Genomic DNA, 21,777 nt, shown 5'->3' with positions numbered 1-21,777 from the left:
GTTGCTCTTGAGCTGTGTACGCCATGCCGGGGGCTCTTGCCTTTCGACGGTCACTTGACGGGCGGTCGATCGTACGGCGGGGCAGGTGCTGAAACAGTGCCGATCAAGTGACGCACTGAACACGCCATGACACGGACGGGTACGAGCCATGTGCCGGCCGCCGGGCGGACGGCTCAGAGCCAGTCGCGGCGCTTGAAGACGACGTACAGGCTCACGCACACCACGCCCATCAGCGCGATGGCGAACGGGTACCCGAACGCCCAGCGCAGCTCCGGCATGTGTGTGAAGTTCATGCCGTCTCCTCCATGCGCAGGCGTACGGCGGAGAGGGTGTCGCCGTAGCGTTCGAGCTTGGGGCGCTGGTGGGCCTCGTTCGCGTCCTCGACGGCGAGGGGGTGCAGGTCGAACTCGGTCGCCAGGGAGTGGAGTTCGGACTCCGCGGGGCGGGCGAGGCCGATCCAGGCCATGCTGTCGGGCTGTTCGCGCAGTTCGCGGTAGGTGTCGGCGAGGATGGCGGGGGAGGAGACGCGGAAGCCGTCGCGGTAGAGGGCCGCGTCGATCACACCGCCGGGTTCCGTGCCGCCCGCCTCCCCTTCGGGGCGCCGTACCTCCTTGCAGGGAAACCTCGCGCCACGCCGCCGTTCAGGCATCGCGCCCGCCTCCCGTCACTGCCGGTTCTGTCCCGTTTCCTGGTAATCACGGGCTGGATATGCGCGGCAAGGGGAACGCGAGTGGGCGAGAAGGGAACGCCGAGACGGATGCGTGTGGTCCCCGCTCTGGGCCACCTCGCGGTGCGGATGATCACCAATGGTGCCGTCGACCGCACCGTGCAGAACTGGATCGCCGATGAGCACAGCCGCTCGACGGTGAAGAACACCATCGCCGTCCTGGTCCGCGTCATGGAGCAGGCAGTACGTGACGGCATCATCAAGGTCAACCCCGCCCGGGTGACCGGCTGGCAGAAGCTGCTACAAGCAGGCCGAGGACGAACTCCTCGACCCACGCGCGCTGGCCCTACCCGACTGGGAGACCCTCCTCGCGCTGACCGACGCGCTCGTGGCCGCCTCCCACGACCAGTACCGAGGCTGGGGAGACGTGGTCATCTTCGCCGCGTGCACTGCCGCACGGATCGGCGAGGTCTCAGGCTGCCGCGTCGGAGACATCGACACCACCCAGTGGATCTGGACCGTTCGACGCCAGACCACACCCGCGCCCGGCGGACTGACCGACAAGAGCACCAAGGGCAAGCGGGCCCGCAAGGTTCCCATCGTCGATGAGATCCGCCCCCTCGTCGCCCAGCGCATCCTGTCCGCCGGCCCGAATCCCGACGCCCGCCTGTTCACCGGCCCGCGCGGCGGACGCATCTCCACCGCCGTCCTGCGCGACGCCACACACTGGGACGACGTGGTCACCAAGCTCGGCTACGAGCACCTGCGCCGCCACGACCTCCGGCACACCGGACTGACCTGGTTCGCCGACGCAGGCGTGCAGGTCCACGTCCTGCGACGCATCGCCGGCCACGGATCCCTGACCACCACTCAGCGCTACCTGCACCCGGACGTACACAAGATCACGGCCGCCGGGGCGGCGCTCTCCGCGCACCTCAGCGTGCTGCGCGCACCACGCTCACTGCCGAGTCCGATCGTCGTGACCCGCTGACCTCGGTCAAGGACGCCGGTCCCCAACTGGTCCCCAACAATGGTCAAGGGCCGGTTCCGGATGTCTCCGAAACCGGCCCTGACCTGCGACTGTCTCCAGTCGGGACGACAGGATTTGAACCTGCGACCCCTTGACCCCCAGTCAAGTGCGCTACCAAGCTGCGCCACGTCCCGTTGCGCGTCTCGCGGCGGACCGCGTGAACACGCAGGTAAACCCTACCGCACGCCCCGCCGTGCCCCGACAACCGCGTCACCCCTCCCCCGCGTTCCTTCCGCAGCACTGCCCGCCTCCGCGGCCGGTGCGGGAGGCACCGACGCGGACCGCGCCGAGCGCCGGGGGCGGCCCGCCTCTCACCCTCCGGCGAGGTCGTCAAGAACGGAAACTCCTCGGTGACCGCCGCGGGGCGGCGAAGTGCACCCCTATTCGGACATGCCGCACCAACGGCTCCCCACCCCTGGGCCAACCATGTTTCGCCGATGTGAGATGGGCGTGAACTGGTGCGTCAAGTAAGGGGATTGGGCCGTTTTCCGACCCTCGGAGCCACGGCGATGATTGACCGGATCACGACGGCGCCACACTGCCGCAGTCGTTCAACATTGACCCGCGAGTAACAACAGCACGCGCTCCGGCCCCTCATGCCCTCCCGGCGGATTCCGATTCGCCGTTTTTGTTGTCCCGCCCCCCCACCGTGCGGTTTCACCTGATTCGGAGAATCATGACGCCCGCTGTGCGCTCCCAGGACATGATCATCGGCATCACCCCGTTCGGTGAGCCCGACCCCAGGCTCGCCGCGGCGGTCGCCCGCGCCGGCGGGCTCGGCGTACTGGACCTGGCGACCGGCGACCGAAGAGCCCGGGAGGCCCTGGCGCGCCTCCGCCGCATGGGACCCGGGCGCCACTTCGGAGTCCGCATCGGCCCACGCTGCCGCCTGAACCCTGCGGACCTCCCCCCCGACCCTCGCCCCTCCGAACCAGACCCCCACGAACCAAGCACCCCCGAGCCCGGTGCCCCGCGCCCCCGCAGCGGCCTCCGTACGGTCGTCCTCGCCCCGGACGCCGCGTGGCGGGTGCGGGACGTGGCCGCGCGGTACCGCGTGCTGGTGGAGGTCACGGACCTGGACGGCGCGCGCGAGGCGGTCCGTGCCGGGGCGCACGGGCTGATCGCTCGCGGCAGCGAGTGCGGCGGCCGCATCGGCGAGCTCGGCACCTTCGTTCTGCTGCAGCAGCTGCTCGCCGCGCCCGATGTGGAGCTCCCGGTGTGGGCCTGCGGTGGTATCGGCCCCCGGACGGCCGCCGCCGCAGTGGCGGGCGGGGCGGCCGGCGTCGTCCTGGACACCCAGCTCGCGCTGCTGGCCGAGTCCGCGCTGCCGGAGTCTGCCGCGGCGGCGCTGCGCTCCATGGACGGCTCGGAGACCGTCGTCCTGGCCGGTCACCGCGCGCTGCTCCGCCGCGGCCCGGATGCCCCGCGGATCCCGGCCGACGACCCGGAGGCGGTGGCGGCGGCACTGGGCGCGCAGGACCCGGGCAGCCAGCTGCTGCCGGTGGGTCAGGACGGCTTCCTCGCCGCCCGCTTCGCCGACCGCTGGGGTGACGTCGGGCGCACGGTGCGCGCCCTGAGGGACGCGGTGCGGGACGCCGTACGCGACGAGGTTCCGGCCGGGGCGCTGCGGTCGGACTCGGCGATGAGCCGGGCGCTCGGCACCCGGCTGCCCGTGGCCCAGGGGCCGATGACCCGGGTCAGTGACGGGGCCGCGTTCGCCGCCGCCGTCGCCGGGGACGGCGCGCTGCCGTTTCTCGCGCTGGCGCTGGCGAGCGGTGACCAGGCGCGGGAGATGCTCACGCGGACCCGGGCCGCCGTGGGCGACCGGCCCTGGGGCGTGGGTGTGCTCGGCTTCGCACCGGAGGACGTACGGACCGCGCAGCTGGAGGCGGTACGGCAACTGCGGCCCACGCACGCGATCATCGCGGGCGGGCGTCCGTCCCAGGCTCAGGCGCTGGAGCGGGACGGGATCCGCACCTTCCTGCACGTGCCCTCACCGGGTCTGCTGGGGCAGTTCCTGCGGGCCGGGGCGCGCCGGTTCGTGTTCGAGGGGGCCGAGTGCGGCGGGCATGTCGGGCCGCGCGGCAGCTTCCCGCTGTGGGAGGCGCAGTCGGCGGTCCTTGAGGACTTCCTGGAGGACCACCCCGACGTCCCCGCGGCCGGCATCGAAGTGTTCTTCGCGGGCGGTGTCCACGACGAGCGGTCGGCGGCGATGGTGGCCGCGCTCGCCGCTCCCCTCACCGCGCGCGGGGCGGCCGTAGGTGTCCTCATGGGCACGGCGTACCTGTTCACCGAGGAGGCCGTGGCGCACGGCGCGATCCGGCCCCTGTTCCAGCGCCGGGTGCTGGACGCGGACCGTACGACGTTGCTGGAGACCGCGCCCGGTCACGCCACCCGCTGCGTGCCCAGCCCGTTCACCGCCGACTACCGCGAGCACGAGGCCCGGCTGCGTGCCGACGGCGTGCCCGACCGGGGCATCTGGGAGGAGTTGGAGCGGCTCAACGTCGGGCGGCTGCGCATCGCCAGCAAGGGGGTCGAGCGCGACGCGGGCGGGGCGATCGCGCCCGTGGACGAGCAACGGCAGCTCGCCGAAGGGATGTTCATGGCCGGGGAGGTCGCCGTACTGCGCTCGGCGACCACCACCGTCGAGGCGCTGCACCGGTCGGTGACGACGGGCGCGGCCGACTTCCTCACTGCGCGGGCCGAGGCCCTGCGCACGCGCCTGGGCGTCGGCACCGTCCCGGAGCCCGCGGCGCCCGCCCCGCTCGACGTCGCCGTCGTCGGCATGGCCTGCATGTTCCCGCAGGCGCCCGACCTGCCCGCGTTCTGGGCGAACATCCTCGGCGGCCACGACGCCGTCACCGAGGTGCCGCCCGAGCGCTGGGACCCGGCCGTCCACCACGCCCAGGGCACCACGGCATCCAAGTGGGGCGGCTTCCTCCCCCCGATCCCCTTCGACCCGCTGCGTTACGGCATCCCGCCCGCCTCCCTCGGCGGCATCGAGCCGGTCCAGTTGCTGTCCCTGGAGGCCGCACGGCGCGCCCTGGAGGACGCCGGATACGGCGACGGCGGACGGGACTTCGACCGCTCGCGCACCTCGGTGGTGTTCGGCGCGGAGGCGGGCAGCGACCTGTCCAACGCGGCGACGCTGCGTGCCGTACTGCCGTCGTACTACGGGAAGGTCCCCGACGGCCTCGACGAGCAGTTGCCCCAGCTCACCGAGGACTCCTTCCCCGGCATGCTCGCCAACGTCATCTCCGGACGCATCGCCAACCGCCTGGACCTCGGAGGTGCCAACTACACGGTGGACGCGGCCTGCGCCTCGTCCCTGGCCGCGGTCGACGTCGCCTGCAAGGAACTCGTCGGCGGCACCAGCGACGTCGTGCTGTGCGGCGGCGCCGACCTCCACAACGGCATCAACGACTACGTCCTCTTCTCGTCGGTGCACGCCCTCTCCCCCACCGGCCGCTCCCGTGCCTTCGACTCCTCGGCGGACGGCATCGCGCTCGGCGAGGGCGTCGCCTGCGTCGTACTGAAGCGGCTCGCGGACGCCGAGCGCGACGGCGACCGGATCTACGGTGTGATCAAGGGAGTCGGCAGCGCGAGTGACGGCCGCTCGCTCGGGCTCACGGCACCCCGTCCCGAGGGCCAGCGGACCGCGCTGGAGCGGGCCTACCGCAACGCGGGCGTCTCCCCTGCCGACGTCGGTCTCGTCGAGGCGCACGGCACCGGGACCGTGGTGGGTGACCGTACCGAACTCACCGTACTGAGTGAGGTGTTCGACGCGGCCGGGGCGCGGCCCGGCGGGTGTGTGCTCGGTTCCGTCAAGTCGCAGATCGGCCACACCAAGTGCGCCGCCGGACTCGCGGGCCTGATCAAGACCGTGCTCGCGCTGTACACCGGCGTCCGCCCGCCCACTCTGCACGTCGATCGGCCCAACAAGGCCTGGGAGGAGGGCAGTAGCCCCTTCGTCTTCCACCGGCAGGCCCTGCCCTGGGCGGCTCCGGCGGAGCAACGCCTCGCGGGGCTCAGCGCGTTCGGCTTCGGCGGAACCAACTTCCACGTGGTGCTCGCCGCCCACGCGGACGGCGTTCCGCCGGAGCAGGGCCTCGACGCGTGGCCCGCCGAGCTGTTCATCTTCCGTGGTCGGGACACGGCGGCGGCGCACCGCGCGATCGAGGAACTGCTGAAGGCCGCCGAGGCGGACGGCCGCCCCTGGCGGCTGCGCGACCTCGCGCTGAGCGCCGCCCGTCGCTCCGACCGGTCCGACCCGGTCCGCGAGCCGGTCCGGGTCGCCGTCGTGGCGACCGACGTGGAGGGGCTGATCGGCCGACTCAGGCGAGCGCTGGCCGGGGAGCACGATCCGGCGCGAGGGATTCACCTGCCGGGGCAGGAGACGCCTGGGGGCCACCGTCTCGCCGCCGAGGGGGCTCCCGGCAAAGTCGCGTTCCTCTTCCCCGGTCAGGGCAGTCAGCGCGTCGGGATGCTCGCCGATGTCTTCGTAGCCTTCCCGGAGTTGCGGCACTGCCTCGAACTCGGGAGCGGCCACGCCGACGTGCTCTATCCGCCGACCCCGTTCGACGACGTCGTGCGCGACCGGCAGCTGGAGGCGCTGACCGACACCCGGGCCGCGCAGCCCGCACTCGGCATCGCCGGGCTCGCCGCGCACGCCCTGCTCACGACGGCGGGAGTGCGCCCCGACATGGCGGCCGGGCACAGCTACGGCGAACTGGTCGCCCTGTGCGCGGCCGGGGCCCTCGACCCCGGCACCCTGCTGGAGCTCAGCACGGAGCGGGCTGCCGCCATCCTCGCGGCCGCCGGGGACGACCCGGGTGCCATGGCCGCCGTGTCGGCCGGTGCCGAGGACGTCCTACGGGCGCTGCGGGCGGGCGGCGTGCCGGAGTCGGTGGTCGTCGCCAACCGCAACGCGCCCCGGCAGACGGTGATCTCCGGCCCGGGGGACGCCGTCACCGACGCGGTACGGCTGCTGCGCGAGGCCGGGTTCGCTGCCAAGCGCATCCCGGTGGCGTGCGCCTTCCACAGCCCGCTGGTCGCCGATGCCGCCGACCGGTTCGCCGAGGCACTCGCGGCGCGCCCCGTACGCCCGCCCGAGTTCCCGGTGTGGGCCAACCGCACCGCCGCCCCGTACACCGCAGACGCGGACGCGGTACGGGCCGAACTCGCCGCCCAGATCGGCGCCCCGGTCGCCTTCGTCGAGCAGGTCGAGGCGATGTACGAGGCGGGCGCCCGCGTCTTCGTCGAGGCGGGACCGGGGTCCGTGCTGACCCGGCTGGTCGGGCAGATCCTGGGCGACCGCCCGCACCGCGCGGTGGCGTGCGAGCCGCGCCCGGACAGCGGCCTGCCCGGCTGGCTCGATGCCTTGGCCCAACTCGCAGTGGCGGGGCTGCCGGTGCGCACCGGGTGGCTGTTGCGCGGCCGGGACGCCGTCGACGCGGTACGTACGCCGGTGCCCAAGCGGCCCGGCTGGACGGTGGACGGACAGCTGGTGCGTACCGCCGCCGGAGAACTCCTGCCCGGTGCGCTCGCACCGGCCCGACGAGTCGTGGAGACGACTGTGACGACGAACCCCCCACACGGCGTCCCGTCCGACCGGGACGCCCTGATCGCCGAGTTCCTGCGCACCAGCCGCGAGATGGTCGCCGCCCAGCGGGACGTGCTGCTGACGTACTTCGGGGCGGTGCCCGGGGAGCGGATCGCCGCACCGGCCACGGTTGCGGCGCCGGTCGCACCAACTGCGGTCGAGGCCCAGGTCGCACCCGCGGCCGTACCGGAGCCCGAGCCGGTCCCGAGCCACGAGTCTCCCGGGGTGACGGACGTGGAGCGGATGGTGCTGGAGATCATCAGCGAGCGCACCGGCTACCCCGTGGACATGATCGAGCCCGACCTCGACCTGGAGGCGGACCTCAGCATCGACTCGATCAAGCGCGCGGAGATCGCCGGTGAGCTGGCCAGACGCCTGGGCGCCGGGGACGCCACGGACCTCGCCGGTCTGGACGACGCCGAGCTGGAGGAGCTGGCGAAGGCGCGGACGGCGGCCGCGGTGACGGGGTGGCTGACGGCACGGCTGGGCCCGACCGGGGGTCCGGCGGCCCCGGAGCAGCCGCCCGCCGCCCCGGCACCGAGGGCCTCGGTGGAGCAGCCCGCCACCGCGGCGCAGGTCCCGGACACGCACCCCTCTGCTGCGGACGAGCCCCCCGCCGCCGACGTGACCGGCGACGCCCCGAAGCGCTATCTGATGCGGCCGGTCCCCCTCGCCCGGGGCGGCTCCGCCGACCCCGCCACCACCCTGTCCGGCACACGGTTCGTGGTGCTCGGCGACGGCGCGGGGGGCGTGGCCGAGGAGGTGCGGGCCAAGCTGGTCTCCTACGGGGCCGATGTCGTCGTACGCGCTCGGGAGCACCTGCTCACGGAGGCGGACGGTGCTGACGGGGTTGACGGGGTGCTGTACCTCGCCCCGCTCGCAGCGGACGGCGCGCCGGTGCTGCCCGACGCGTTCCCGGTGCTGAAGGCCGCGTTGGCCCGTGGCCCGCGCCGGCTGCTGGCCGCCCGGCCCGCCGGCGGTGATGCACCGGACCCGGGGACGGCGGGGTTGCACGGGCTGTTCCGTACGGTGGCGCGGGAGTATCCGGACATGGTCGCGCGAGTCGTCGACCTCGCCGACACCGCGCCCGGGGCCGTCGCGGAGGCGCTGGTCGCCGAGCTGACCGCCCCCGACGGGGCCCCGGTGGTCCTGCGCACGGCGACCGGACGGCACGGCCTGGAGCTCGTGGAGACGCCGCTCGGCACGTTGGGCACCACGGGTGCCGGGCCGGCCGGAGACGGGGTGGCCGAGGCCGCCGCGCTCGGCCTCAACCGCGACTCGGTGATTGTGCTGGCCGGCGGGGCGCGGGGCATCACCGCGCGGTTCGCCGTCGCGCTCGCCGCCGCCTCCCGGTGCCGCGTCGAGCTGCTCGGCCGGACCCCCGCCCCCGACGGGCCCGAGGACCGGGCGACCGCCGGTGCCCGCACCGCCGCCGAACTGCGCGCGGTACTGGCCTCCCGGGGCGGCCTGACACCGGCCGAGATCAACCGTGCCGCCTCGCTCGTCCTCGCACAGCGGGAGATCACCGCCACGCTGGCGGAGCTCACCGCGCTCGGCAGCCGGGTCCGCTACCGCTCGGTGGACTTCCGGGAACCCGAGGCGGTGCGCCAGGCGGTCAAGGAGATCCACGCCGAGCACGGACGACTCGACGGTGTGGTCCACGCGGCGGGCGTGATCGAGGACCGGCTCATCGACGAGAAGACGGCCGAGTCCTTCCAGCGCGTGTACGGCACCAAGGCGGCGGGCGCGGGCGCCCTGTTCACGGCGTTGGAGGAGCTGCCCGAGGGGCCCGCTTTCGCGGTGCTGTTCGGCAGCATCTCCGCCGTCCTGGGCAACCGGGGCCAGGCGGACTACGCGGCCGCCAACGACGCCCTGGAGGCCCTCGGCACCGGGTGGGCCGTCCGCACCGGACGCCGGGCCCTGACCGTGCACTGGGGGCCGTGGGCGCCCGGCGGCGGCCATACCGGCATGGTGGGCCCGGAACTGGCCCGCGAGTACGCCCGGCGCGGCATCCGGCTGATCGACCCCGAGGAGGGCACCGCGGCCCTGCTGCGGGAGCTCGCCTGGGGTGATCCGTCGGCCACGTCCGTCGTCTACACCGCGTCGGGCTGGTGAGCGTCGCCGTGACGCACCGTCAAGTGCCCGTCGCCGTCGTGGGGATGGCGGTGCTGCTGCCCGGCGCCGCCGACCTGGACGCGTACTGGCGGAACCTGCGGGACGGCGTGGACGCGATCGGCGAGGTGCCTGACGGGCGCTGGGACCCCGGCTACTACCGTCCCGGCACCGCCTCCGAACCGGCCGTCGCGGACCGGGTGTACGCCCGGCGGGGCGGGTTCGTGGACGGGCTGGCCGAGGTGGAGGTCACCCGGTTCGGGATCATGCCCCACTCGGTGGCCGGCACAGAGCCCGACCAGCTCATCGCGCTGCACGTGGCCGCCGCGGCCCTCGACGACGCGGGCGGCACCGACCGCCTCCCCGACCGGGGGCGCGTCGGTGTCGTCCTCGGCCGGGGCGGCTACCTCACTCCCGGCCTGGTCCGGCTGGACCAGCGGGTGCGTACGGCGGGTCAACTCGTCCGGACGCTCAGCGAGTTGCTGCCCGACCTGACGCCCGGCCAACTCGACCGCGTCCGCGCCGCGTTCACCGACCGCCTGGGACCCGACAGCCCCGAGTCCGCCATCGGTCTGGTGCCCAACCTCGCCGCCTCCCGGGTCGCCAACCGGCTCGACCTGCGCGGCCCCGCGTACACCGTGGACGCGGCGTGCGCCTCGTCGCTCGTCGCGGTCGACCAGGCCGTGGGGGAACTCGCCACCGGCCGCTGCGACCTGATGCTCGCCGGGGGCGTCCACCACTGCCACGACATCACGCTGTGGAGCGTGTTCTCCCAACTGCGCGCCCTCTCCCCCAGCCAACGCATCCGGCCCTTCCACCGGGACGCCGACGGCATCCTGATCGGCGAGGGCACGGGTGTGGTCGTCCTCAAGCGGCTGGCCGACGCCGAGCGCGACGGCGACCGGATCTACGCGGTGATCCGGGGCACGGGGGTGGCGAGCGACGGACGTGCGGCGGGCCTGGTCAACCCCGACCCCGGCGGCCAGGCACAGGCCGTGCGCCAGGCCTGGCGGGCTGCCGGACTGGACCCGGCCGAGCCCGGCTCCGTCGGCCTGCTGGAGGCACACGGCACGGCGACACCGGCGGGCGACACGGCCGAACTGGCAACGCTGGCGGAGGTGTTCGGGCCTTCGGAGAGCACGGGCCGGGAGCAGGGCAGCGGGCGTGCGGTGATCGGCTCGGTGAAGTCGATGATCGGCCACACCATGCCTGCCGCCGGAGTCGCCGGACTCGTCAAGGCCGCCCTCGCCCTCCACCACGGAACCCTCCTTCCGACCCTCCACTGCGACGACCCCCACCCGGCGCTGGCGGCGACACGGTTCCGCACGCTGGAGAGGGCGGCCCCGTGGGAGACGTCCGCCGACCGCCCGACCCGGCGCGCCGCCGTGAACGCCTTCGGGTTCGGCGGGATCAACGCGCATGTGGTGCTGGAGGAGGCCCCGAGGACTGCGGAGCGACCGACGCACGGGGTCGCAGTCCTCACCCCCTGCGCACGCACAGCCGAACCACCGCCGACGCCCGCCCTCAATGTCACCGAACCCGAGCCCGTGTTGCTCCTGGCCGCCGACAGTCCCGACCGGCTCGCCGCCCTGCTCGACGCAGACGACGACTCCGTACGCGCCGCCGGTCTCGACCCCGCGCTCCCGCATCCGGACGCGGGGCGGACCCGGGTCGGCATCGTCGGGCCGACCGTCAAGCGGCTCGCCCTGGCCCGTCGGGCGGTCACCAAGGGGCGGGCCTGGAACGGCCGGAGCGACGTCTGGTTCCGGCCCGGCCCGCTGCTCGGCACCGGGGCGTCCGAAGCGGGGAAGCTGGCCTTCGTCTTCCCTGGCCTGGAGGGCGAGTTCACCCCGCAGGTCGACGACGTGGCGGCCCACTTCGGGCTGCCCGGCCCGCCGGTCCAACGGGGCCGCGTCGACGACGTGGCCCGGCACGGCTTCGGTGTGGTCGCCGTCGGTCGCCTGCTGGACGCCGCGCTGCGCCGTACGGGCGTCGTACCGGACGCGGTCGCCGGGCACAGCGTCGGCGAGTGGACGGCGATGACGGCGGCCGGGCTGTACTCCGGGGACGAGGTGGACGCCTTCATGGCGGCCTTCGACCCGGACACGGTGAGCGTCCCGGGTCTCGCCTTCGGCGCGCTGGGCGCTTCCGCGGAGCGCGTGCTCGCCGCCCTGAAGGAGGAGTGGGCGGGGGCGGGGCTCGTGCTGTCCCACGACAACGCGCCCGGCCAGTCGATGGTGTGCGGTCCGGACGCGGCGGTCGAGGAGTTCGTACGGTCCTTCCGCGCGCGGGGCGTGCTCAGCCAGGTGCTGCCGTTCCGCTCCGGCTTCCACACACCGATGTTGGAGCCCTACCTGGGCCCGATCAAGGAGGCCGCCCGGCGCTTCCGGTTGCACCGGCCCACCGTGCCCGTGTGGTCCGGGACCACCGCCGCGCCCTTCCCCGACGACGAGGCGGAGATACGGGCCCTGTTCGTCCGCCACCTCCTGGAACCCGTCCGCTTCCGACAGCTCACGGAGGCCCTCCACGCGGCAGGACACCGGACGTACGTGCAGGTCGGCCCCGGACAGCTCGGCTCGCTCATCGGCGACACCCTCGGCACCCGCGACCACCTCGTCGTCCCCGCCAACTCCCCCCACCGCACCGGCCTCGCCCAACTGCTGAGGGTGACGACCGCGCTGTGGACGGCGGGCGCGAGCGTCGCTCCGGCGCTACGACGACCCGAGCACGCGCACGCCCCGGCGGCACCCGGCGCCGCACGAGCCGACCACCCCGCCGCCCCCACCACCGTGCGGCCACAGCGGCCGCCCGTACAGCTCGACCTCGGCGGCGCGCTCGTCTCCCTCGCCCCACAGGCCATCGCCGAACTGCGCGCCGAGCTCGGCACGACGCACCCGGGCCGGGCACCGTCGTCCCCCGCTCCAGCCGCTGCCCGAGCCATCATGAGCACCCTTGGTGAAGCCGTCCCGTCACCGCTGGACACACTCGCCCGGCGTCACCCGGTCGCAGCGGAACTCAGCGCGCTCCTGCGCGACACGGCGGACACGGCAGCGGCACTGATCACCGCGAACGGGCGTCGCGCGGCACGGGTCCCAGCACCAGCCCCGGCTCCCGCCCGCGCCGTTGCGCCCACCGCCCCGACCGTCGCACCCGCCGCCCCCACCCCCTGGCGCACAACCGTCCACGTCTCTCCCGACACCATGCCCTACCTCCTCGACCACTGCTTCTTCCCTCAGCGCCCCAACTGGCCGGACATGACCGACCGTTGGCCCGTCGTTCCGGCGACGACGATCGTGCAGCACCTCATGGACGCGGCGCGGGAGGCGTCCCCCGGGGCCGTGCCCGTCGCCGTGCACGGGGCGCGGTTCGAGGAGTGGCTGACCGCGACGCCCGCCGTCGACGTAGAGGTCACCGCGAGACCGGAGGGCCCGAACCGCCTCGCCGTCTCCTTCGGTCCCCGCGCCCGTGCCGTCGTGGAACTCGCCCCCGCGTACCCGGCGCACACGCCCGCCCGTTGGCACACCGACCCCGCCGCGGAGCGCACCCCGGACCACACCGCGGCGCAGCTCTACGGGGAGCGGTGGATGTTCCACGGCCCGGCGTTCCAGGGCGTCACCGAGCTGACCGCGATCGGTGAGAGGCAGGTGCGGGGCGTCATCACCACCCCGCCCGCGCCGGGCGCCCTGCTGGACAACGTGGGCCAGATCCTGGGCTACTGGATCATGGCGACCCGCACCGAGCGGACCGTCGTGTTCCCGGTCGGGATGCGTGAGATGCGGTTCCACGGGCCGCACCCGGCGCCGGGTACCGAGGTGGCGTGCCTCGTGCGGATCACCTCGCTCACCGACACCGTCCTGGAGGCCGACGTCCAGCTGACGGTCGACGGCACGGTGTGGGCGGAGGTGTACGGCTGGCAGGACCGCCGCTTCGACAACGACCCGAAGACCCGTCCCGTCGAACGCTTCCCGGAGCGCAACACGCTCTCCGAGGCCCGGCCGGGTGGCTGGTCGCTGCTGCACGAGCGGTGGCCGGACCTGGCCTCCCGCGAGCTGATCATGCGCAATTCACTGGGCGGCGCGGAGCGTGCGGAGTACGCCGAGCACGCCCCGCGCGGGCGCCGGCAGTGGCTCCTGGGCCGGATCGCGGTCAAGGACGCCGTGCGACGGTGGCTGTGGGAACACGGCGAGGGCCCTGTCTTTCCTGCCGAGCTACGGGTGCGCAACGACGAGTTGGGCCGCCCGTACGTCACCGGAATGCACGGTCGGACGCTGCCCCCGCTGGACGTGTCGCTGGCCCACCGCGCGGAGGCGGGCGTCGCGATCGTCCGGCCGCACACGCCCGGGCCCGGCCCGGGCATCGACATCGAGGAGGTCACCGAGCGCTCACCGGAGACCCTGGACGTCGCCCTGGACGCGGACGAACTCCGGTTGCTCAAGCGCTTGTTGATCACCACCGACGATTCCGAGGCGCTGTGGTTCGCCCGTTTCTGGACGGCGAAGGAGGCGGTCGCCAAGGCGGAGGGCACCGGATTCGGCGGTCGGCCAAGGGACTTCGCGGTGCTCGACGCGACACCGGGCGGCGACCGGCTGACCGTCTCGGGCCGACTGGAACGCGCCTACACCGTGCACTGCACCCCGGCCGCCAACCCGCCCGGCCTGCCGGAGCGGGCCTATGTCGTGGCCTGGACGACGGGCCCCACCGAAGCGAAGGAGTACGACCGATGAGCCCCCACACCCCCGTGACCGCCGACGAGGAGTCCGTCCTCGGCGACATCACCGGCATGCTCGCGAAGCTCCTGGAGGACGAGTACGGCCTCGACGACGTCGAGATCGGCATGTCCACCACGTTCAACCGCGACCTGGAGCTGGAGAGCATCGACCTCGTGGCGCTGGCCGGCCTTCTGCAGGAGCGGTACGGCGAACAGGTCAACTTCGCCGAGTTCCTGGCCGGGATGGAGTTCGAGGAAATCATCGAGCTGACGGTCGGACGGCTCGTCGAGTACGTCGTGACCAGCCTGAAGGCGGCGGGGGCGAGCTGACGCATGACGAAGGTCGACACCGGCACCGTCCGGCTGCACGTGCAGCGGATCGGCCCCCGGGAGGGCCGCGAGCCCATCGCCACGGTGGTGCTCGTGCACGGACTGCTCACCGACAGCCTGGCCAGCTACTACTTCACCGTGGCCCCCGCGTTCGCGGCGGCAGGCCTCGACGTCGTCATGTACGACCTGCGGGGTCACGGCCGCAGCGAACGCCCTGCCCGCGGCTACACCCTGGACGACAACATCGACGACCTGGAGGCGCTGCTCGACCGTCTGGACGTGACCGGCCCGGTGCACCTGGTCGGCAACTCCTACGGCGGCACGATCGCCTTCGGGTACGCGGCACGCCACCCGGAGCGGGCCGCGAGCGTCTGCCTGATCGAGTCCGAACCCGCCACCGCGGCCTGGGCCGTGAAGCTCGGCGGCATCCTGAACCGCGTGCTGACCCAGCTGGCGTACAACGAGCCCGACGCCCTCGCGTGGATCACCGCGAACCGCGGTCACAACACCGCGCGCCTGGCCAAGGGAGCGGCCCGACTCGCCCGTGAGACCACCCTCGGCCAGGACATCCCGGCCAGCAGGGTACTGACGGGGCATCAGATACGGGCGGTGCGCTGTCCGGTACTCGGTGTGTACGGCGGCGACTCCGATCTCGTCGAACTGGCGCCCCGGCTTGAGTCGTCGCTGCCGGACTGCCGGACGGTGGTGGTGCCGGGTCACGAGCACTCGGTCCTGGTGGAGGCGTCGGGCGTCGTGGGCGGGGCCGTCCTGTCCCTGATCGACCGGGCCCGCGCACGGGCGGGGATGGCGGCGCGGTGAGCGGATTCCTGTTCGTCGTACCGCCGTTGACCGGGCACATCAACCCGACGGTGGGCGTGGCCGCCGAACTGCGCGCCCGGGGGCACCGAGTGGCCTGGGTGTGCGCCGATCCCCGACTGGTGCGGCGGCTCGCGGGTGACGGGGCCGAGGTGTTCGCGTGCGCCGGGGCCATGGAGGGGAGCCGGCCGCCCGAACTGCGCGGGCCGGAGGCGCTGAGGTTCCTGTGGGAGTGGTATCTGCTGCCGCTGGCCGAGGCGATGGCGCCGGGGGTGCGGGGAGCGGTCGAAAAGTTCCGTCCTGACGTGGTGGTCGCCGACCAACAGGCCTTCGCGGGCGCGCTGGTGGCGGAGCGGCTGGGGGTGCCGTGGACGACCTCCGCGACCACGTCGGCCGAGTTCACCGACCCGCTGTCCGGGCTACCCAAGGTCCGCGAGTGGCTGGAGGAGCGGCTGACCGGCCTGCGGGCCACGATCGGGGATCCGGCGGGCACGGCCGACCCCCGGTTCTCACCACACCTCGTACTCGCCTTCAGCACACCGGAGTTGGCAGGGCAGGTGTCCGGCGTCCGCTGGGTCGGCCCCTCGATCGCGGACCGTCCTTCCCCGTCCGACTTCCCGTGGGGGTGGCTCGACGCCGGCCGGGCCACCGTGCTGGTCACCCTCGGCACCGCGAACACCGACGTCGGCGGCCGCTTCCTCCAGATGTGCCGCGACGCCCTGCGGGAGCGGGCGGACCGGGTGCAGGGGGTGATCGTCGATCCCGGGGGGACACTGCGAGCGCCGGGCGACGACAAGGACATCCTGGTCGTGCCGTCCGTACCCCAACTCGCCCTGCTGGAGCGGGGGGTTGACGCGGTGGTCTGCCATGCCGGACACAACACCGTGTGCGAGGCGCTGTGGCACGGGGTCCCGCTCGTGGTGGCGCCGATCCGTGACGACCAGCCGGTCGTGGCCGGGCAGGTGGCGGACGCGGGCGCCGGGGTGCGGGTGCGGTTCGGCCGGGTCACCGCGCGGAAGCTGGGCGCGGCCCTCGACACCGTGCTGGACGAGCCCGACTGCCGCGCGGCGGCCGACCGGATCCGTACGGCGTTCCGCGCCGCCGGCGGGGCCCGTGCCGCAGCAGTCCATCTCGACGAGCTGGCCAGGGAGTTGTGATGAGCGACGAGACCAGGTCCACCGAACGGAACGACACCGAGCCCGCGCCGCACGGTGACGCCGGGTCCGCCGCGCGGATCGCCGCACTGCGCCCCGCCTACCAGGCCGACCTGGCCCACGGCGTGGACCGCTTCTTCGAGCCCCGTGCCACCACCTGCCCCTGGTGCGGCTCGGACCGGCTGACCACCCGCCTGCGCACCACCGACCTGCTCCAGCACAAACCCGGCCGCTTCGTCCTGGACCGGTGCGAGGGGTGCGGGCACACCTTTCAGAACCCGCGCCTGAACGAGGCGGGTCTGGAGTTCTACTACCGCGACTTCTACGACGGCCTGGGCGAGAAGAAGCTCGGTGACACCTTCGGCGGCCGTACGAAGATGTACCGCGGCCGCGCCGAGTCGATGCTGCCGCACGATCCCACGCCGAAGAACTGGCTGGACGTCGGCACCGGCCACGGCCACTTCTGCGCCGCCGCCCGCGACGTCCTGCCCGACACCGTCTTCGACGGGCTCGACTTCACCGACGGCGTCGAACTCGCCGAACGCGAGGGCCGGGTGGAGCGCGGCCACCGGGGCAGCTTCCCCGAACTGGCGCCCGAGCTGGCCGCCGGCTACGACGTGGTGAGCATGTTCCACTACCTGGAGCACAGCACCGACCCCGACCGGGAGCTACGGGCCGCGTGGCAGGCCGTGCGCCCCGGCGGTCACCTGCTCATCGAGGTTCCGGACCCGCAGAGCCGTTACGCGCGTCTCCTCGGCCGCTGGTGGCTGCCCTGGCTCCAGCCGCAGCACCTGCACTTCGTCCCGGTCGCGAACCTGCGGCGCCGGCTCACGGAGCTCGGCTTCACCGTCGTCGCCGAGCAGCACGCCGAGCCGCACGACCCGGTGGACCTGCTGGCCGCCGTATGGCTGGCGCTGGACCACACGGCCCCGCGCGACGACGCACCGTGGCTGCCCGAGCGGCCGGGCGCCCTGCGCCGCACGGCGCGCGGCGCGCTGCTCGTCGCCGGGATACCCGCGCTGATCGTGGGCACCCTCCTCGACCGGTTCGCGGTACGGCCCCTGGCGCATCGGCTGGGCCTGTCGAATGCCTATCGGATCGTGGCCAGGCGCGATTGATCGTGCTAGCTTCTGCTCACCCCATCAGCAGGAAACCTGATGATGGGTGACGTCAACCAGTACGGCTGGTACGGCGCCCGGGCTCGACGATCGGAACCGCATGTCCCTCCTGGCCAGGCCGGCGGTGGCCGCCTTCGTCGCCAAGTCGATGCAACGTGTCACCCGACTGGCCGACCGACGGGCGAGCGGGCCGGGCTCCCGGGCCTCCTGGCACGCCCGTTTGCCCGAGTACCCGCGTGACGTCAGCGAGTTGACGGTTCCGACGTCGGTCGCACCGGCCCCGGTGACGGTGTACCGGCCCGCGACCGACAAGCCGAATCCGCCGGTGCACGTCAACTTCCACGGCGGCGGTTACGTCCTGGCGATGACGGAGATCGACGATCCGTTCTGCCGGTTCGTCGCCGCCGAGGCGGGCGTGGTCGTGATCAACGTCGACTACGTGGTCGCCCCGCAGCACCCCTTCCCGGCCCCGCCACGCCAGGCCTTCGAGGTGGTGCGCTGGATCGCCGAGCACGGCGCGGAACACGGCTGGGACGGTGCCCGGCTCACCGTCGGCGGGCAGAGCGCCGGCGGCGGGCTCGCGGCGGCGGTGGCGCGCCAGGCAAGGGAGGAAGGCGGCCCGTCGATCGCGCTGCAGGTCCTGCACTACGCGCCACTGGACCTCGCGACACAGGCCAGGGACAAGCGGGCCGCCGTCGCCAAGCCCGTGCTGCGGCCCTGGATGGCCGAGGTCTTCGACACGTCGTACGTCCCGGACCCGCAGCGGCGCACCGACCCGCTGGTCTCCCCGGCCCACCCGTCGGACAAGGCCGACCTCAAGGGCATCGCCCCGGCCCTGCTCGTCACCGCGGCCCACGACCTCCTGCGCGCCGAGGGCGTCCGCTACGCCGAGCGTCTGCGTGCCGCGAACGCCCTGGTCGCCCATCACGACGTGGCGGGCGTCGACCACGGTTACGACGGCAAGGACGAGGAGAAGGCCCGCGAGGTCTACGCCCTCATCGCCGGGTACGTCCGGCAGGCCCACGCCACCTGAGAGCGGCTTGCGGGCCTGCGGGCCGCGCACTGCTCTCCCCGGCCGTCCGTGAGCCGCGCAGCGCGGCGACGCTGACGAAGACCATGGAGGCATCGACCATTACGTCAGCCGGCGCGCCGCGATCCTCCCGCTGTCGAGCCGGATCTGCTCGGTGGGCCGGGCGCCCAGGGAGCTGTTGCTGGAACTCGGCGTTGGCGAGCACGTCGGCGGCGGGGAAGTTGACGTGGTCCGGACGCCGTACCCCCACGCCCCGGTCGGGCTTGGCCCGCGGCTGGTTCTTGAACGCGGGCCTGAGCTCGTCGGGGGCCCGGCAGAAGGCGACGCCGGCGTCCAGGTCAGGGGTGAAGAAAGCCGCCCTAGTGGATGAGCGCGTTCGCGATCACCACGACCACCCCGAGCAGCGAGTCCGCCAGCCCGAGGAACAGCGACCTCATCCAGGACCGTCCCGACCCCCGCGCCGTCACCACGCCCAGCACGAACAGCAGCGCGATGTTCAGCACGAACGCCGGGCCCTCCACGCCGTCCGCCGGCCACCATCCCCACGCCGCGCCCGCGAGCACCAGCACGGACGGGAGTACGGCCGCGACGAGCGGCCACTCGTCGAGGAGTACGCGCAGGGCCTCCCAGCGGCGGTGGGGTCCGCGTTCGGCGATGACGTGGGCGTAGCCGTGCGCGAGGGCGGAGGCGAACGCGGTCACCAGTACCCACAGGGCGTCCTCACCGCGGTCGGCGCGGGAGGTGTGGCCGTACTCGCCGAGCGCGGCGACCAGGGAGCTGGCCAGGACGGCACCGTAGACCCCGCCGAACAGCAGCGTCTCGCGGGTGTCGCGGCGACGCGACGCGGGCACGGTCGCCGTGGTCTCCGACATGAACGGCCCTCCTGGCGGACGGACGGGGACGGTCTTTCAACGATCACCCGGGGCCGTGAGCACCGCCAGTTCACCCAGGGGGCGCTGTCGTCCCCCGGATCTCCAGCGTGGGCGTGGTCAGGTGCACGCTGCTCTCTCCCCCGGGGGCGCGCAGGCGGTCGAGGAGACAGCGGGCGGCGCGCCGGCCGACCTCGTGGCCCGCGTTGTCGACGGTGGTCAGCCACAGGTGGCGCAGCCGGGAGACGCTCGTGTTGTCGTAGCCGACCACGGACAGGTCGCGCGGGACGCGCAGGCCCAGTTCCTCGGCCGCGGACAGGGCGCCGACGCAGGTGATGTCGTTGACGGCGAACACGGCGGTGGGCCGCTCGGGACGGCCGAGCAGCCGTACGGTGCCGCGGTAGCCGCCCTCCTCGGTCATGTCGCCGGCCTCGACGGACGCCAGGTCCGCCAGCCCGTGCGCCCGCATCGTCGCCTCGAAGCTGCGCCGGCGCAGCTCGCCGACGGCGCCGTAGCCCGCGATGTGCGCGATGCGGCGGTGGCCGAGCCCGATGAGGTGCTCGGTGACCATGCGGGCGCCCCGCTCGTCGTCGCCCGCGACGACGTCCACGCCGGGCGGCACCGGCTCGCGGGCGCCCGCGACGACCACCGGGATGCGGGCGGCGACAGCGCCGAGCGCGGCCGGGTCGGGCAGGGTGCCCACCACGACCAGGCCATCGGCCTGGAGGTCGAGGAACGGGCCGGTGAGGTCGTGGCCCATACGGCGGTTGAGGCGGGCGTCGGCGAGCAGCATGTGCAGTCCTGCCGCGTGCAGCAGCGAGTTCAGGCCGTCGAGCAGGTCGACGAACCAGGGGTTGCGCAGGTCGTGCAGGAGCACGCCGATGGTCCTGGTGCGCTGTTCGCTGAGGCTGCGCGCGGCCGCGTTGGGCCGGTAGCCGAGCTCGTGCGCGGCGCGCAGGACGGCCGCGCGCTTCTCGGCGCTCACCTGATCGGAACCGCGCAGCACCAGGGAGACCAGCGACTTGGACACCCCGGCCCGTTCGGCCACGTCACGGATCGTCGGCGGTCTCATGCCTTGGACCGTTCCATGAGCTGCCTCGCGTTGTCAAAGGGTTGACACCTCGTGGAACACGCCTTCAGGGTGGCCTGAACAGGAGATGGACCGGTCCAAAGAGGGGCTGTCATGGTGGATGTGCTGGGTGTCGCCGTCGTCGGGTTCGGCTGGATGGGCCGGGTGCACACCCAGGCGTACGCGCGCGTGCCGCACCACTTCCCGCAGCTGAACGTGCGCCCGGAGCTGGTGACGGTCGCCGAGGAGGTGCCCGGCCGGGCCGAGGAGGCCGCCGAGCGCTACGGGTTCGCCACGGCGACCCGCGACTGGCGCGAGGTCGCCGCCGACCCGCGCGTGCGGGCCGTCAGCATCACCGCCCCGAACTTCCTGCACCGGGAGATCGGCGTCGCGATGGCTGAGGCGGGCAAGCACATCTGGATCGAGAAGCCGGTCGGCCTGACCGCCGGCGACGCCCGCGCGGTGGCCGACGCCGTCGCCCGGGCGGGCGTACAGGGAGCGGTCGGCTTCAACTACCGCAACGCGCCTGCCGTGGAGGTGGCCCGCGAGCTGATCGTCTCCGGCGAGATCGGCACGGTCACGCACGCGCGCGTGCGTCTCTTCAGCGACTACGCGGCGCACCCCGACGGCGCCCTGACCTGGCGGTACGAGCGGGAGCGCGGCGGCAGCGGAGTCCTCGGCGACCTGGCCTCGCACGGGGCCGACCTGGCCCGCTTCCTCCTCGGCGACATCACCTCCCTCACCGCCGACACCGCGATCTTCGTACCCGAAAGGGCCCGCCCCACCGGCGCCACCGCCGGACACACCCTCGCCACCGGCGGCGAGCTCGGGCCCGTCGAGAACGAGGACTACGTCAACTGCCTGTTGCGGTTCGCCTCCGGCGCCCGGGGTGTCCTGGAGGCCTGCCGTATCTCCGTCGGCGAGCAGAACAACTACGGCTTCGAGGTCCACGGCACCAAGGGCGCCGTCTTCTGGGACTTCCGCCGCATGAACGAGCTGGGCGTCAGCCGCGGCACCACGTACCAGGACCAGCCCGTCAGCACGGTGTACGTCGGCCCGGGCGCGGGCGAGTACGGCGCCTTCCAGCCGGGCGCCGCCAACAGCATGGGCTACGACGACCTGAAGGTGGTCGAGGCCTACCGCTTCCTGCGCTCGGTCGCCGAGGGCACCCCGTACGGGGCGACGCTCGCGGACGCCGTGCACAGCGCGACCGTGCTGGAGGCGATGTCGCGCTCCGCGGGGAGCGGATCCTGGGTGGACGTGCACCCGTAG

11 protein-coding genes, 1 tRNA gene and 3 pseudogenes are annotated in these 21,777 nt (G+C 73.6%); 9 read left to right on the top strand and 6 right to left on the bottom strand.

Features of this window, described 5'->3' with window-relative positions; genetic code table 11:
• Positions 1-173: 173 nt before the first annotated feature.
• Positions 174-293, bottom strand: coding sequence for a CorA family divalent cation transporter (locus AC067M_RS29860; RefSeq protein WP_453412118.1), 120 nt, complete (start codon positions 291-293; stop codon positions 174-176).
• A 23-nt stretch (positions 294-316) separates the two neighbouring features.
• A pseudogene (locus tag AC067M_RS29855) lies at positions 317-562 on the bottom strand (CorA family divalent cation transporter); the annotation flags it as partial.
• Positions 563-694: 132 nt separating this feature from the next.
• Between AC067M_RS29855 and AC067M_RS29850 the strand changes: the two are divergent.
• Positions 695-1,658, top strand: a pseudogene (locus AC067M_RS29850) (tyrosine-type recombinase/integrase).
• A gap of 99 nt (positions 1,659-1,757) precedes the next feature.
• Here AC067M_RS29850 and AC067M_RS29845 read toward each other — a convergent pair.
• Positions 1,758-1,831 (bottom strand) — tRNA-Pro (locus AC067M_RS29845).
• 542 nt (positions 1,832-2,373) lie between these two features.
• Here AC067M_RS29845 and AC067M_RS29840 point away from each other — a divergent pair.
• From AC067M_RS29840 to AC067M_RS29810, 7 genes are all read left to right on the top strand, one after another.
• A complete protein-coding gene (locus AC067M_RS29840) occupies positions 2,374-9,414 on the top strand; it encodes an SDR family oxidoreductase (protein ID WP_478700144.1) in 7,041 nt (2,346 codons plus the stop codon).
• Positions 9,415-9,422: 8 nt separating this feature from the next.
• On the top strand, positions 9,423-14,135 hold the full coding sequence (locus AC067M_RS29835; protein ID WP_478700143.1) for a beta-ketoacyl synthase N-terminal-like domain-containing protein: 4,713 nt from the start codon (positions 9,423-9,425) through the stop codon (positions 14,133-14,135).
• On the top strand, positions 14,132-14,449 hold the full coding sequence (locus AC067M_RS29830) for an acyl carrier protein (RefSeq protein WP_478700142.1): 318 nt from the start codon (positions 14,132-14,134) through the stop codon (positions 14,447-14,449). The genes AC067M_RS29835 and AC067M_RS29830 overlap by 4 nt, the downstream gene beginning before the upstream one ends.
• A 3-nt stretch (positions 14,450-14,452) precedes the next feature.
• Positions 14,453-15,268 (top strand): alpha/beta fold hydrolase, encoded by an 816-nt coding sequence (locus AC067M_RS29825; RefSeq protein WP_478700141.1) that lies wholly within the window; start codon positions 14,453-14,455, stop codon positions 15,266-15,268.
• On the top strand, positions 15,265-16,422 hold the full coding sequence (locus AC067M_RS29820) for a glycosyltransferase (protein WP_478700140.1): 1,158 nt from the start codon (positions 15,265-15,267) through the stop codon (positions 16,420-16,422). Before AC067M_RS29825 ends, AC067M_RS29820 begins: the two co-directional genes overlap by 4 nt.
• A 77-nt stretch (positions 16,423-16,499) precedes the next feature.
• Positions 16,500-17,537, top strand: a complete 1,038-nt coding sequence (locus AC067M_RS29815; protein ID WP_478700213.1) for a class I SAM-dependent methyltransferase — start codon at positions 16,500-16,502, stop codon at positions 17,535-17,537.
• 100 nt (positions 17,538-17,637) lie between these two features.
• Positions 17,638-18,570: an alpha/beta hydrolase fold domain-containing protein gene (locus tag AC067M_RS29810; RefSeq protein WP_478700139.1), complete on the top strand. Its 933-nt coding sequence runs from the start codon at positions 17,638-17,640 to the stop codon at positions 18,568-18,570.
• A 102-nt stretch (positions 18,571-18,672) separates the two neighbouring features.
• On the opposite strand, the pseudogene AC067M_RS29805 reads toward AC067M_RS29810, so the two are convergent.
• The 3 genes and pseudogenes from AC067M_RS29805 to AC067M_RS29795 form a co-directional block, all read right to left on the bottom strand.
• Positions 18,673-18,880 (bottom strand): annotated as a pseudogene (locus AC067M_RS29805) (catechol 2,3-dioxygenase); the annotation flags it as partial.
• 46 nt (positions 18,881-18,926) lie between these two features.
• Positions 18,927-19,439, bottom strand: coding sequence for a hypothetical protein (locus tag AC067M_RS29800; protein ID WP_478700138.1), 513 nt, complete (start codon positions 19,437-19,439; stop codon positions 18,927-18,929).
• Positions 19,440-19,509: 70 nt separating this feature from the next.
• Positions 19,510-20,508, bottom strand: a complete 999-nt coding sequence (locus AC067M_RS29795) for a LacI family DNA-binding transcriptional regulator (RefSeq protein WP_478700137.1) — start codon at positions 20,506-20,508, stop codon at positions 19,510-19,512.
• Positions 20,509-20,619: 111 nt separating this feature from the next.
• On the opposite strand from AC067M_RS29795, the gene AC067M_RS29790 reads away from it, so the two are divergent.
• A complete protein-coding gene (locus AC067M_RS29790) occupies positions 20,620-21,777 on the top strand; it encodes a Gfo/Idh/MocA family protein (RefSeq protein ID WP_478700136.1) in 1,158 nt (385 codons plus the stop codon).

This window comes from Streptomyces sp. NPDC043427 (genome assembly GCF_056436655.1).
This window is presented reverse-complemented; position numbering and strand designations above follow the sequence as displayed.

Bases quoted from the DNA above. Each gene is read 5' to 3' on its own strand.
- AC067M_RS29800 (WP_478700138.1), bottom strand. From the start codon at position 19,439: ATGTCGGAGACCACGGCGACCGTGCCCGCGTCGCGTCGCCGCGACACC.
- AC067M_RS29810 (WP_478700139.1), top strand. From the start codon at position 17,638: ATGTCCCTCCTGGCCAGGCCGGCGGTGGCCGCCTTCGTCGCCAAGTCG.
- AC067M_RS29840 (WP_478700144.1), top strand. From the start codon at position 2,374: ATGACGCCCGCTGTGCGCTCCCAGGACATGATCATCGGCATCACCCCG.
- AC067M_RS29795 (WP_478700137.1), bottom strand. From the start codon at position 20,508: ATGAGACCGCCGACGATCCGTGACGTGGCCGAACGGGCCGGGGTGTCC.
- AC067M_RS29860 (WP_453412118.1), bottom strand. From the start codon at position 293: ATGAACTTCACACACATGCCGGAGCTGCGCTGGGCGTTCGGGTACCCG.
- AC067M_RS29825 (WP_478700141.1), top strand. From the start codon at position 14,453: ATGACGAAGGTCGACACCGGCACCGTCCGGCTGCACGTGCAGCGGATC.
- AC067M_RS29790 (WP_478700136.1), top strand. From the start codon at position 20,620: ATGGTGGATGTGCTGGGTGTCGCCGTCGTCGGGTTCGGCTGGATGGGC.
- AC067M_RS29830 (WP_478700142.1), top strand. From the start codon at position 14,132: ATGAGCCCCCACACCCCCGTGACCGCCGACGAGGAGTCCGTCCTCGGC.